13 protein-coding genes are annotated in these 12,315 nt (G+C 43.8%); 4 read left to right on the top strand and 9 right to left on the bottom strand.

Annotated features, from left to right (window positions below; all coding sequences use genetic code 11):
* Window positions 1-14 precede the first annotated feature (14 nt).
* Window positions 15-662, bottom strand: a complete 648-nt coding sequence (locus ACRD6K_RS12790; protein WP_430973556.1) for a hypothetical protein — start codon at window positions 660-662, stop codon at window positions 15-17.
* A 564-nt stretch (window positions 663-1,226) separates the two neighbouring features.
* Between ACRD6K_RS12790 and ACRD6K_RS12785 the strand changes: the two genes are divergently transcribed.
* The gene (locus ACRD6K_RS12785) at window positions 1,227-1,724 is read left to right on the top strand and encodes a glutathione peroxidase (RefSeq protein ID WP_430973555.1); all 498 of its coding nucleotides are present in this window, start codon (window positions 1,227-1,229) and stop codon (window positions 1,722-1,724) included.
* Here ACRD6K_RS12785 and ACRD6K_RS12780 read toward each other — a convergent pair.
* The gene (locus ACRD6K_RS12780) at window positions 1,714-2,310 is read right to left on the bottom strand and encodes a nitroreductase family protein (protein ID WP_430973554.1); all 597 of its coding nucleotides are present in this window, start codon (window positions 2,308-2,310) and stop codon (window positions 1,714-1,716) included. The genes ACRD6K_RS12785 and ACRD6K_RS12780 overlap by 11 nt on opposite strands.
* Before the next feature lie 208 nt (window positions 2,311-2,518).
* Between ACRD6K_RS12780 and ACRD6K_RS12775 the strand changes: the two genes are divergently transcribed.
* The gene (locus ACRD6K_RS12775; protein ID WP_430973553.1) at window positions 2,519-2,797 is read left to right on the top strand and encodes a tetratricopeptide repeat protein; all 279 of its coding nucleotides are present in this window, start codon (window positions 2,519-2,521) and stop codon (window positions 2,795-2,797) included.
* A 15-nt stretch (window positions 2,798-2,812) separates the two neighbouring features.
* Here the strand turns inward: ACRD6K_RS12775 and rsmD are convergent, their stop codons facing one another.
* Genes rsmD through ACRD6K_RS12760 form a run of 3 tightly spaced genes read right to left on the bottom strand, consistent with a single transcriptional unit; the run spans window position 2,813 to window position 4,826 of the window.
* On the bottom strand, window positions 2,813-3,361 hold the full coding sequence (gene rsmD / locus ACRD6K_RS12770; RefSeq protein WP_299580250.1) for a 16S rRNA (guanine(966)-N(2))-methyltransferase RsmD: 549 nt from the start codon (window positions 3,359-3,361) through the stop codon (window positions 2,813-2,815).
* On the bottom strand, window positions 3,358-4,185 hold the full coding sequence (locus tag ACRD6K_RS12765) for a DUF3822 family protein (protein ID WP_430973552.1): 828 nt from the start codon (window positions 4,183-4,185) through the stop codon (window positions 3,358-3,360). Before ACRD6K_RS12765 ends, rsmD begins: the two co-directional genes overlap by 4 nt.
* An 8-nt stretch (window positions 4,186-4,193) precedes the next feature.
* A complete protein-coding gene (locus tag ACRD6K_RS12760; protein WP_299580256.1) occupies window positions 4,194-4,826 on the bottom strand; it encodes a hypothetical protein in 633 nt (210 codons plus the stop codon).
* Window positions 4,827-4,916: 90 nt separating this feature from the next.
* On the opposite strand from ACRD6K_RS12760, the gene ACRD6K_RS12755 reads away from it, so the two are divergent.
* A complete protein-coding gene (locus tag ACRD6K_RS12755) occupies window positions 4,917-6,341 on the top strand; it encodes an ATP-dependent DNA helicase (protein WP_430973551.1) in 1,425 nt (474 codons plus the stop codon).
* 48 nt (window positions 6,342-6,389) lie between these two features.
* On the opposite strand, the gene ACRD6K_RS12750 is transcribed toward ACRD6K_RS12755, so the two are convergent.
* The 4 genes from ACRD6K_RS12750 to rpsA form a co-directional block, all read right to left on the bottom strand.
* Window positions 6,390-7,721, bottom strand: coding sequence for an alpha-L-fucosidase (locus ACRD6K_RS12750; protein WP_299580262.1), 1,332 nt, complete (start codon window positions 7,719-7,721; stop codon window positions 6,390-6,392).
* Between the two features lie 95 nt (window positions 7,722-7,816).
* Entirely contained in the window at window positions 7,817-8,749 is a 933-nt protein-coding gene (locus tag ACRD6K_RS12745; protein WP_430973550.1) for a ribonuclease Z, read from the bottom strand.
* 14 nt (window positions 8,750-8,763) lie between these two features.
* Window positions 8,764-9,117, bottom strand: a complete 354-nt coding sequence (locus ACRD6K_RS12740; protein ID WP_299580268.1) for an STAS domain-containing protein — start codon at window positions 9,115-9,117, stop codon at window positions 8,764-8,766.
* Between the two features lie 46 nt (window positions 9,118-9,163).
* The gene (rpsA, locus tag ACRD6K_RS12735; protein WP_299580271.1) at window positions 9,164-11,035 is read right to left on the bottom strand and encodes a 30S ribosomal protein S1; all 1,872 of its coding nucleotides are present in this window, start codon (window positions 11,033-11,035) and stop codon (window positions 9,164-9,166) included.
* A gap of 323 nt (window positions 11,036-11,358) precedes the next feature.
* Between rpsA and ACRD6K_RS12730 the strand changes: the two genes are divergently transcribed.
* A complete protein-coding gene (locus ACRD6K_RS12730) occupies window positions 11,359-12,315 on the top strand; it encodes a UDP-glucuronic acid decarboxylase family protein (RefSeq protein ID WP_430973549.1) in 957 nt (318 codons plus the stop codon).

Here is a 12,315-nt window from a genome sequence, read left to right as displayed (position 1 = left end):
CGATATATTTGATGCTAGTTGTCGACCACCACCCGGGCAGCTTGGTAACCATTGTAGAAGTTCTGGTCGCGCCGTTTAAAAATGCTCATCACTTTATCCAGCTTGTTGTCCAATAGTGCTTCTGCGTCTGCAAAAAGTTGTTCCAGATCTTTGGTGGCCTGAACCGATGCAATGCGGTATGCCCGTGGTTTCCCATTGATTGCTAAAAAATCATCGAGGTTTGATTTCAAATCTTCCACCTGTTCGGCAGTTACTCCGTATTCTGCTTCCAAAACCAGTTTGTTTGCTTCAGCTTCCGAGATAATGACTTGTATGGCAGGAATAAAATCGACGTTGCGCGCCCGGTTGAGGTCCGAATAGGTAGCACCCATTTTATGGGCAAGTTCATCATTATCGGTAACTAAGGCAAAGGCCTCTATGCAGTCATTCAGAATATCGCCTTTTTGAGCAATCATGCTTTTTAACTGCGTCTTGTTCTTGCTTAAAAACACCTGGGCTTCTTGTTGAGCCAACTGTGCTTCATTAATTTGGTTGACAAGCTCTGATAATGTGTTCTTAAACTCGCCTACTTTGGGGATGCCCGACCATTTTTCAGGAGAATTGTCGAAATAGGAGAGGACGGCATCGTACATCTCTTTCCGATTGACTTGACTTCTGTTCATAGTTTTATGATGTTGATTTATTGCTAGTTAATGAAATGTAATTAAAAAAACAAGGAATGTTTTGTAAAACATGAATTGTTAGGCGTTCACTGCCAGTAGAATATGATTTCAATCGACCGGGGATATTCAATCATAAAACCCAATAGCTAACAAAATGGAACGATACGAAACCGGCTGTTGCTGGCGGTGCTTGGGCCGTTTTCAGTTTCAGGTTTCAGCTTGTTTACCAGCAAGTGCTTGCTGTTTCAATTGAACTTGTTGTTGCAGCCCTTCAAGTACTTATTGTACAACTTGAAGCATGTATTGCACCAAAAGAACTTCTTTCTGCACGAACCAAAGATGCTTTTGCACGACTCGAATCACTTTCTGTTTGATTTTGAGCAGTCATTGTATCGCGGGAAGCAGGCATTGTTTCACTTGAAGCAGTCATTGTTCGAACTCATCCGGTTTATGCTTAAAGTCATCCAGTCTGGGATGGATAGCGAGCGCCAGAAGAACAATTTGCCGACTTAGCTGTCTGGAGAAACGAAGATAAAAGGATGAAACAGCAAATACCAGGAATAGATGACAGCTCATTTTTATGATTTTAAAGCGCGGTCTCTGCAAGGCGAAGAGATCGATTTTTCGGCTTATCAAGGGCAGGTGGTGTTGGTGGTGAATACGGCCAGCCAATGTGGTTTTACGCCACAGTACGAAGGGTTGCAGACACTTCATGAGAAGTATCAATCCCAAGGCTTAAGCATTCTGGCTTTTCCCTGCAACCAGTTTGGCAAGCAGGAGCCCGGAACCGCCGATGAAATTGCCCGGGGGTGTTTGGTCAACTACGGGGTTTCGTTTCAGGTGTTCGACAAAGTTAGCGTTAATGGCGCCCAGGCACATCCGGTGTTTCGTTTTTTAAAGCGTCAGTTGCCGGGCGTGTTGGGCGGCCGGATTAAATGGAATTTCACGAAGTTTTTGCTTGACCGCAATGGCACTCCCGTCAAGCGTTTTGCCCCAATGACCAAGCCCGAAAAAATGGAGGAGGATATTCTCCGATTGCTTACCTCCGAGCCTACTTCCTGATCCACTCGGTTTTATCTGCCGCAGCAATGCGGGTGCGTGGCGGACGTTGAAACGACTCATCCGGCTCACCCAGCACAAAAAAGCCCATGAGGGTGTCGTCGTCTTCCAGCTCTAAAAAGTCGCGCATTTCGTTGGAATAGCAAATGTCGCCGGTACTCAGGTAACCACCTATTCCGAAGGCCGCCAAACTGAGGTAGATATTTTCAATGGCACAGGCCACCGACACCAGGTCTTCCTGCTCGGGAAAACGTTTATACGGATCGCGCCGGGCAATAACCACAACAATGTGCGACACGCGCTTCCACTTTTCGCTGTAGGCTTCGTACTTGAAATCGAAAAACTTGTCGGGAGGTGTAATCTGCTTGTAAATTTCCTGTTGCGCCTTGAAAAAGCGTTTGACGCCTTCACCGGCAAATACTTTAAAATTCCAGGCCTGTACCAAGCCATGCGATGGGGCCCAGCTGGCATTCTCCAAAAGTTTTTCAATCACCGAATCGGGGATTGTACTGCCTTCTTTTAAACCATTTACAAATGTTGATTGCCGTTTTTTGATCCAATCGGATACTGTTTGCTCCGTCATTTCCATGTTTTCTCTGGTTGATATCTGAAACTCTAGAACAACATATGGGCTGAATGGTTTTGCGAACAAGTTCTCCGACTTTCATTTTACAGGCCACGGTTTCCTTTCGGGTAGGAGCGGAGTTGCTCCTCCTTATCGTCAACCGGCTTTGGCAATGAAATACTTTCTGTAAATTTGCAGCATTGGTTTAACCCATCCCTAAAAGAACGGAAAGATGACAGAGGAAATAAAGCAAGTAAAGGAATTAATCGAGGCCCATCAGCTTGATCAGGCGCAGCAGCAATTAACCCGGCTAATCGGGCAGCAAGCCGATACGGCCGAACTTCACTATTTATCGGGACTGATTTATTACAAACAGCAGCAGTGGGGCAAGGCCATCAACGCCTTTAACGAAGCCCTGGCTTTGGATCCGAAACACCCCGATGCGCAAACACATATTGATTTAGCCAACAGTATTTTGGGCTATTTTAATCCCGATATGTTCAACCCTTAGGCTATTCCAGCGGTTTTAAACCACTGGCTTCGGCCTGAAAAAACTGAAATAAACGCTGCCGTAGTGGCGGGTTTCTACAAACTGTTCCTGATCGGAGAAATTGGACTGCTTGCCATGTTCCAGGATGAATAAACCATCTTCCTTGAGGAGTTTATTCTGAAGAACCAGCGAAGGAATCTCATTAAACTGCGGATGGTCGTAGGGCGGATCGGCAAAAATGACGTCAAACTGATCAACGCACTGCTCACAGAATTTGAAAACATTGCCTTTGATGGCGCGAATTTCTTGGGCTGCATCCAGCTTTTGAATCACGCTGCGGATAAATTGGTGATGCTGAAAGTTGAGCTCAATAGCTGTAATGTCGGTGCATCCCCGCGATAAAAATTCAAATGAAATACTTCCGGTTCCGGCAAATAAGTCAAGCACCTTCACCTCTTCAAAATCAATTTGATTGGTTAAAATATTGAACAGGCTTTCCTTGGCCATATCGGTGGTTGGGCGGGCCTTAAAACTTTTCCCGGGACTGAATTGACGTCCGCGGTGTATTCCTCCTACTATTCTCATGCGTAATTGTTTAAAAGATTCACAAAGCGGGCATCCGGAAGTTGATCAAACAGGTAGCTGTAATACACTTCCGTGCTTCGCTGGGCAATGCTCACGTCTTTAAAATACTGGCGAAGCTGGTGGTAAATCGGAGACCGTTTGTTTACCCGTCCGTTTAGCTGTATCCGCGGGGCATCCATTTTTTCGGTTTGAACCAGGTTCAGAATATAGTACAGCAAATCCGTGTCGTTGCGGTACATGAATGAATTGCAGAACCGGATGGACTGGTCAACCAAAGTCATCGTTAGCTGGTTGCGATAAACCTGAACGTCGATGCGCGGCTGAGCACTGGCTTGATCGGCATTTTTATCCAGTTGTGCAATCAGTTCATTCTGAATCAGAATACCCGGATGTTTATCGCTCAGGAAATGCTTAACTTTCTTCGGAATGGCGAACTGCAAAACCATCTGGTAGGCTTTCACCGGAAGGTAATGAAGCGCTTCATCATCCCCCAAATCCATGTTTAAGGCATAAGCTGTGCGCCCTTCCTGCTCATCGAAATAAGCTTCCGGCAGCAAGGTCATCTTGCCGGGTGATGAATAATGAATCCGGGTGCTTTTGAAATCGGCCTGCAGAATGTCAAATTCCGCATAGATGTCCTGCAGCTTGCGGTGCATTAACTTCGGATTGCCTGAAAATTCCTTGTGAAAAAGATAGATGTATTTGTTTTGCAATCCATCCCGGATACAAAAAGAAAATCCATCCAGACTAATCTGGATGGATAAATGATATTCTTGTGTGAAATTTAAATCAAAGGTTTCGTCAACAAGCAATAAATGTTGCATACCATTTTTTACTCCCAGTTACCTGCATTACTATTGGTTTCAGTTAATGACCCAACTTTTAGTCCGGGGTATTTGCCGTTGGTTCTGCGCTGGTCGTTCAGGTTAATTACCATTTGACGATCCAGGTTTTTCAGGATGGTGTTGTTGTGCGCCTTCGCTTCAAATACAGGAACTTTAATTCCTGAACCTGTTGTAATGACGGTTGCTCCAAGATGAAATTCAGCAACGGTGTCTTTTACGGGCACCATTTTAATTCGATCAATTGGATACGAAGCGCCAAACAAAGTGTCCATTACACTAACTTTAAGCGTATCACGTATGATTAAGCCTTTTTTAATGGCTGTTTCTTCTGTCAGGCCTGCTTCAAGCATACTGTCGTTAAGCATTCCAATTTTACGTACCAATGGTAGTGAATCATGCTTTACAAAGTTGATCAATGAGTCCCAATCACCTGTAAAATGTCCATTTACATCTTTAAATGCCAGTTGTGCTTTCCGAATATCTTTTAGTCGTTCAACTGTAACTTCATATCTGGCGTCTTTGGCCTTTTCAAACTCAATAGGCCTCTCAATACTTTGGTAAATAAAGTATGCAAGGATGATTGCAGCCACTATTAATACGATCTGAATTACTGTCTTCATCTGTATCCTTTTAAGATTAGTTTATGTTTGCATGCAAATTTATAAAAAAAATTAAATTACTATCCGTGGAATAGTTTTAATTTCGCAGGAATGTTAAAAAAACACCTTATAGAACATATTTGTCAGAAGCTGGGCTTTGAACCCACGGAAGGGCAAAAAGTGCTCTCGGAGAAGTTTGCTGAATTCATTACGCACCCGGATTCGGATGTGCTTTTTTTACTGAAAGGATATGCCGGTACGGGGAAGACAAGTATGCTAAGTGCATTGGTTAAAACACTTAAAGTTTTTAAATTCCAAACGGTCTTGCTGGCACCCACCGGCCGGGCAGCGAAAGTGCTTACTTCCTATGCCGGGCAAAGTGCTTACACCATCCATAAAAAGATCTATCGGCAGCAGGCTACAACGGATGGATTTGGGCGTTTTTCGCTGGATAAAAATTTTCACAAAAATTGTTTTTTTATTGTCGATGAAGCTTCGATGATTTCCAATTCATCACTTGATAGTTCGGTCTTCGGAACCGGACGCTTGTTGGATGACCTGTACGAGTATGTTTATAGTGGACACAATTGTAAGCTTATTTTGGTGGGCGACACGGCTCAGTTGCCTCCGGTAGGGATGGAAATCAGTCCGGCACTGGATGTGTCGGAGTTGGAAGTGTATGGTGGTCAGGTGTTTCATCATGAATTGGTTGATGTGGTGAGGCAGGAATTTGACTCCGGTATTCTGCACAACGCCACCAATATTCGTTCGTTAATCAGTGATTCGTATTTTTATCCGGCTTATTTTCCCATTGAAATCGAAGATTTTGAGGATATTCAGCGGATTAGTGGCGGAGACCTTATTGAGAAAATTTCGGATTGTTACGACAAATATGGCGAACAACAAACCATGGTCATTACCCGGTCGAACAAACGCGCCAATAAGTTTAATGAAGGAATTCGCTCCACCATTCTGTATAAGGAAGCCGACATTACGGTTGGTGATTTGTTGATGGTGGTTAAAAACAACTACTTCTGGCCTGGCGATGATGAGCGCCTTGATTTTATTGCCAATGGCGACATTGTTGAAATCCAGTCCATTTACGGGTATGAGCAATTGTATGGTTTCCGCTTTGCCAACGTTTGTCTTCGGTTTTTGGATTATGACGACCTGGAAATTGACTGCAAAATTCTGTTGGAAACCCTCAATATTGAAACAGCCTCGTTAGGCTATGATGAAAGCCAGCGCTTGTTTGAGTCAGTGGCCGAGGATTATGCCGATATCCGGAGTAAGAAAAAGCGATGGGAGAAAATCAAGGAGAATGAATACTTCAATGCCTTGCAGGTAAAGTTTGCTTACGCGGTTACCTGTCATAAGGCTCAAGGTGGGCAGTGGGATGCTGTTTTTGTGGATCAGGGCTATCTGCTGGAAGAGCGCATTGATCTTGAATATTTACGCTGGTTGTACACCGCTTTTACCCGTCCGGTAAAGGAGTTGTTTCTGGTGAATTTCAATAAAGAATTTTTTGGAGAATAAAAAAGGAGCCATGGGCTCCTTCTTCATTTCGTTTATCTTTTTCGCAGACTAGTTGCTTTCAATCACCTGGCCTTCTTCGCGATACAAGTCAACTTTTCCGTCAAGCAAAACAGCAATAACGGTCACCTGCTCGTCCAGCACCTTTTCAGGAACATCGATGTAAGCAATGCCGGGAACTGCGCTCCAGTATTGTTTGCCTACAATTTCCCAGTTCAGTTTTGTGCCATTGCCAACTACCCAAATCCGGTTAATTTTATTTTTCAGTCCTTTAATCATTAACGGACCATTGGGTTTGTGAGGAACAAACAAGTACAAAATGTCGCCTGCTTTATTCAAGGCCGTAGGGCCATAGAAGTGTTCGTGAGGAATTCCTGCACGTGTTCCGTAAATGGCTTCCTGGTGTTTGCTGGTCCATCGTCCCAGCTCTTTTAGGATGTTAACTTGCTCTTCCGGAATGCTTCCATCGGCTTTGGGGCCAATGTCCAGAAGCAGGTTGCCGCCCATGCTGATGCAGTCAACCAGAATGCGAATAATTTGGTTCGGCGTTTTATACGCGTGGTCGTTATGCTGATAACCCCACGAATTGTTCATGGTCATGCACAGTTCCCACCAGGGGCTGCTAGGCTTGGTTACAGGAAGTCCTTGTTCGGGAGTGGCATAGTCGCCATACCCCTGAATCCGTGAATTCAGAATCACGCCTTTGTTCCATTTGCGCAAGCTTTCACTTAATTCTTTGGCTTTCCATGCCTCGGCTGATTGTTCCCAGTCGCCATCAAACCAATACAAGTCGGGTTTAAACTGTTTTGACAGCTCTTCCAGTTGGCAGAAATTGAAATCCACAAAGCGGTTCCATTTTTCGGGATCGTTGGTGTAGCGTTTTTCAACCCGTGTTTTGTTGGGGTAGTCAGGATGTGACCAGTCCAGCAACGAATAGTAAAGACCAACTTTTAAATCATTTTTCTGGAAGGCTTTAACCAATGGCTGAAGAACATCACGCTTGGCCGGTGTTTTTTTAGGAACACTTAAGTCATTGCATTTGGTGTCCCAGAGTGCCACGCCATCATGATGTTTGGTTGTGATCACTGCGTACTTGGCTCCACTTTCCTTGATCAGGCTGGCCCACGCTTCGGGTTGGTAGTTGCTGGCTGTAAAGCCATCCAACTGACTCATGTAATCGTCATACGAGATGTAGTTGTTGAAGAAAGACCAGCTTTCGTCAATTCCTTTGACGGAGTAGATACCCCAATGGATGAAAATACCCAGTTTGGCATCTTTAAACCATTGCATTCGTTCTTCCTTTTCCTGAGGGGTTTCCTGAGCGAAAATCAGCTGAGGAGTCAGGATCGCAAGTGTCAGTAGAAGTAGTAAATTCTTTTTCATTTTTTTGCTTTATTTTCCGGGTCAAATATAGCAAAAACCCAAAGTTTTGGGAATAAATACCTGTGTTGATTTGCAGAATAGGTTTTAAGGCAGAGCTATTGGTTGCGGACCACCGAATAAACGTCACCTTCGTTTACGGCTTTAGTGTTGGGGAAAATGCTTTGAGCTTCTTTCAGAATGGAAGTAGGCTCTTTGTAGCGGGCCGAAAAATGGCCAATGAGCAGTTGCCCGGCCTGGGCTTTTTGAGCAATTAGCGCCGCTTCTTTTCCGGTAGAATGAAAGGTAGTTTTGGCCATTTCTTTCTCCGATTCGGCAAAGGTGGCTTCATGGTAGAGCAGGTCGACATGCTGAATGATCGGAAGAATTTTTTCGGTGTAGGCTGTGTCGGAGCAAAACGCATATGAACGTGGTTTCGGAGCCGGAATAACCAGTTTTTTGTTGGGAATAATTTCTCCGTCCTCTGTGGTGAAATCAGCTCCGTCCTTGATGTTCTTAATTTCCCGAATTGGAATTTGGTAGAATTTGAGCTGCTCTTTTCTGATGTTGGGCTCTTTTTCTTTCTCCTGAAATAAAAAGCCGCAGCAAGGAATCCGATGTTTCAGCGGAAAGGAGGTGACAGTCAGCTTGACATCATCCAGAATTACCTGGGGCTTTTTAAAGTTAAGCGGGTGAAATACCAAACGAAAGCCCAGTTCTCCCATCCCTAAAAAGTCTTGTTGAAATTGGGTGTAGCGTTGAAGCTCGGAATGGGCATAAATATGCAGGTCTTTGGTTCTGCCCAGCAAAACCTGGGTTGAAATGTAGCCAATCAGCCCAAAGAAATGGTCGCCATGAAGATGCGAAATGAAAATGTGGTCGATCCGGCCAAAACTGATTTTGTTTTTGCGGATTTGGTGTTGGGTTCCTTCGCCACAGTCGATTAAAAAGAACCGCCCAAGTACATTGAGCACTTGAGCGGTTGGGTATCTTAAGGAAGTAGGCATTGCTGAACTACTTCCCAGAATTGTCAGTTGAAAAGGCATTTGCATACAGGAAAACCTGTTTATAATTTACCTTTTTCTACCAGTAACTTCTCTGCTTCGTCCACGTTTTTGGTAATCAGTAAAACGGTATGAAGCATCGAAATGCGTATCAGGTGTTCAACATCGGGTTGAAGGCCACTTAGTATAAAGGTTCCGATTGAATCTTCGCAAAGTCGGTTGGCAACCAGAATTGCACTTAAGCCAGATGAATCAACGTAACTACAGTTACTCACATCCAGTATGATGTTTTTTACTTCATCATTGCCTAAGACAACCAACTCGGATTTCAGCTCGGGCGCATTATTGGTATCAAGCTTTGTTGAAAGGACCCTGATAACAACGTGATCTTCTTTCTTAGTAATTTCAAATTCCATGGAACGAAATTATGAATTTATGTTGAAACGATCGATAGCGTTCGGCCTATTTTTCTTTGTTCTCTTCAGCTTCCATCTGAGATTTCAAGGCAGCCAGCTCGCTGATGTCACCAAGAGTTGTTTTTTCCTGGCTATCTTTAACTGCTTTCATTGCTTTGGCAGTTTGCTTGCTTTGTGCTTTCTTCTTAGCTGTGTCTTCGCCTTTTTTCTCATCTTCGAATACACGTGAGTGAGAAAGAATGATACGCTTGGCAGCTTTTGAGAATTCGATTACTTTGAAATCCAGTTTTTCTTCCAGGCTGGCTTTTGAACCGTCTTCTTTTACCAGGTGGCGAGGAGTTGCGAATCCTTCAACACCGTATGGAAGAGCGATTGTAGCTCCTTTGTCGAACAACTCAACAACGGTACCTTCGTGGATTGAATCAACAGAGAAAATTGTTTCAAACACATCCCATGGGTTCTCTTCCAGTTGTTTGTGGCCAAGGCTCAAGCGACGGTTGTCTTTGTCGATGTCCAATACAACAACTTCGATATCTGCACCAATTGCAGTAAACTCAGATGGGTGTTTGATTTTCTTCGTCCAGCTCAAGTCTGAAATGTGGATCAAACCGTCAACACCTTCTTCGATCTCAACAAATACACCAAAGTTGGTGAAGTTGCGAACTGTAGCGTTGTGTTTTGTTCCGATACCAAATTTAGTATCCACTTCTTGCCATGGATCTTTTTTCAGTTGTTTGATACCCAGTGACATCTTGCGCTCGTCGCGGTCCAATGTCAGGATTTGAGCTTCTACTTCGTCGCCAACTTTCAGGAAGTCCTGAGCGCTGCGCAAGTGCTGTGACCAGCTCATTTCTGATACGTGGATCAGACCTTCAACTCCAGGAGCGATTTCAACAAACGCACCGTAGTCAGCCATAACCACAACTTTTCCTTTCACGCTGTCGCCAACTTTCAACTCAGCATCCAAGTTATCCCATGGGTGAGGAGTCAATTGTTTCAAGCCAAGTGCAATTCGTTTTTTGTCATCATCGAAGTCAAGGATTACAACGTTCAGTTTTTGATCCAATTCTACGATTTCGTTCGGATGAGAAATACGTCCCCAGCTCAGGTCAGTAATGTGGATCAATCCGTCAACACCACCCAAGTCGATGAATACACCATAAGAAGTAACGTTTTTAACAGTTCCTTCCAATACTTGGCCTTTCTCCAGTTTAGAGATGATTTCTTTTTTCTGTTGTTCCAGTTCAGCCTCAATCAATGCTTTGTGTGATACCACTACGTTACGGAATTCCTGGTTGATTTTAACCACTTTGAATTCCATGTTTTTACCCACGTACATGTCGTAGTCGCGGATTGGTTTCACATCAATTTGAGAACCTGGCAAGAAAGCTTCAATTCCGAATACGTCAACGATCATACCACCTTTCGTGCGGCATTTGATGTATCCTTTAATAATTTCGTCGTTATCCAGCGCAGCGTTAACACGGTCCCAAGAACGGACTGCACGTGCTTTTTTGTGCGACAGGATCATTTGTCCTTTTTTGTCTTCCAGACTTTCAACGTAAACTTCAACTGAATCACCAACTTTCAACTCAGGGTTGTAGCGGAATTCGTTTAAGCTTACAATACCGTCAGATTTGTAGCCGATGTCAACAACTACTTCGCGTTTGTTCATTGAAATAACGGTACCTTCCAGTACTTCTTTTTCCTGAACAGTGTTCAAAGTGTTGTCGTAAAGATCAACTAATTCTTGTTTTTTCGCACCTGCAAAACCTTCATCATCGGCTTCCAGTGCATCCCAGTCAAATTCTTCAGTTTCAGCAACGGCTGGAGCTTCAGCTTGCTGAGCGTTTTCTACAACCTGAGGTTGTTCGAGTTCTTCCTTTTGCTCAAGGTTCTCTTTTTTTTCTTCTGTCATTCTAATAATCAATTAATTAATAAGTTAGACTTTATATTTGTTAAAATGCGCCGCAAAATTAGGATTTATATGCTTTAAATCAAAGGTTTTCAGTTCTTTTTTGGATGTTTGGGGGCAGTTTTTTGTGATCTTGCTGTTTTTTCAAATTATCCGGTGTTTTATTCGTTAACAATTCGATGATCTGCTTAGTTTTGCATCCGGTTTTTTATGGTTAGGATCGATTAAATTCCTTATTTTGGTATGCTTTACCGAATAGCGTGCTACACAGTGCTTGATTGCGTGCTGGTTAAGCGACTTAAAGGATCGTTGAAAAATAAATAAAAATGGACGGACGGAAAAAACGAATTTTGGTGACCGGAGGGGCTGGTTTTATTGGTTCGCACCTTTGCGAGCAGCTGTTGGCCGAAGGGAATGAGGTAATTTGTCTGGATAATTTTTTCACCGGGGCGAAACAAAAAGTGGTTCACCTGTTGGAGAATCCTTACTTCGAACTGGTACGACACGATGTGATTATGCCTTTTTACATTGAAGTAGACGAAATTTACAACCTGGCTTGTCCGGCTTCGCCTGTGCACTATCAGCAAAATGCCATTAAAACCATTAAAACTTCGGTAATGGGCTCGATTAATATGCTCGGGCTGGCCAAGCGTGTTAATGCTAGGATTTTGCAGGCCTCGACCAGCGAGGTGTATGGTGACCCGGAACTGCATCCGCAGCCGGAATCGTATTGGGGGAATGTAAATCCGATTGGTGTCCGCTCGTGCTATGATGAAGGTAAGCGTTGCGCGGAATCCTTATTTGTAAATTATCATGTACAAAACCAGGTAGTCATAAAAATAGCTCGCATATTTAATACTTACGGTCCTAAAATGGAGCCCGACGACGGACGCGTGGTTTCCAACTTCATTGTTCAGGCACTACGCAATGAAAATATTACCATTTTTGGTGATGGTACACAAAGTCGTAGTTTCCAATATGTAGATGATTTGGTTGATGGTTTGAAAAGACTGATGCAGACGCCCCCGGATTTTATCGGGCCGGTTAATATTGGAAATCCCAATGAATTTACCATGTTGGAATTGGCTGAGAAAATTATTTCACTGACAGGTAGCCGCTCCAGAATTACTCATCTGCCCTTGCCGGAGGATGATCCGATTCAGCGTCAGCCCGACATAGCGCTGGCCAAGGAAAAGCTGGGTGGCTGGCAGCCTAAAGTGGAGTTGGAAGAGGGTTTGCAGAAAACAATTGCTTATTTTGACGAATTATTAAAAACAAGCTAG

The sequence above is a fragment of the Sunxiuqinia rutila genome (genome assembly GCF_050589705.1).
GTDB lineage: Bacteria > Bacteroidota > Bacteroidia > Bacteroidales > Prolixibacteraceae > Sunxiuqinia > Sunxiuqinia rutila.
Note: the sequence above shows the minus strand (reverse complement) of the source record. Positions and strands in the feature narration are given on the sequence as shown.

Excerpts from the sequence above, each read along its gene's own strand:
- ACRD6K_RS12790 (WP_430973556.1), bottom strand. The coding sequence starts at position 662 with ATGAACAGAAGTCAAGTCAATCGGAAAGAGATGTACGATGCCGTCCTC.
- ACRD6K_RS12785 (WP_430973555.1), top strand. The coding sequence starts at position 1,227 with ATGACAGCTCATTTTTATGATTTTAAAGCGCGGTCTCTGCAAGGCGAA.
- ACRD6K_RS12780 (WP_430973554.1), bottom strand. The coding sequence starts at position 2,310 with ATGGAAATGACGGAGCAAACAGTATCCGATTGGATCAAAAAACGGCAA.
- ACRD6K_RS12775 (WP_430973553.1), top strand. The coding sequence starts at position 2,519 with ATGACAGAGGAAATAAAGCAAGTAAAGGAATTAATCGAGGCCCATCAG.
- rsmD (WP_299580250.1), bottom strand. The coding sequence starts at position 3,361 with ATGAGAATAGTAGGAGGAATACACCGCGGACGTCAATTCAGTCCCGGG.
- ACRD6K_RS12765 (WP_430973552.1), bottom strand. The coding sequence starts at position 4,185 with ATGCAACATTTATTGCTTGTTGACGAAACCTTTGATTTAAATTTCACA.
- ACRD6K_RS12760 (WP_299580256.1), bottom strand. The coding sequence starts at position 4,826 with ATGAAGACAGTAATTCAGATCGTATTAATAGTGGCTGCAATCATCCTT.
- ACRD6K_RS12755 (WP_430973551.1), top strand. The coding sequence starts at position 4,917 with ATGTTAAAAAAACACCTTATAGAACATATTTGTCAGAAGCTGGGCTTT.
- ACRD6K_RS12750 (WP_299580262.1), bottom strand. The coding sequence starts at position 7,721 with ATGAAAAAGAATTTACTACTTCTACTGACACTTGCGATCCTGACTCCT.
- ACRD6K_RS12745 (WP_430973550.1), bottom strand. The coding sequence starts at position 8,749 with ATGCAAATGCCTTTTCAACTGACAATTCTGGGAAGTAGTTCAGCAATG.
- ACRD6K_RS12740 (WP_299580268.1), bottom strand. The coding sequence starts at position 9,117 with ATGGAATTTGAAATTACTAAGAAAGAAGATCACGTTGTTATCAGGGTC.
- rpsA (WP_299580271.1), bottom strand. The coding sequence starts at position 11,035 with ATGACAGAAGAAAAAAAAGAGAACCTTGAGCAAAAGGAAGAACTCGAA.
- ACRD6K_RS12730 (WP_430973549.1), top strand. The coding sequence starts at position 11,359 with ATGGACGGACGGAAAAAACGAATTTTGGTGACCGGAGGGGCTGGTTTT.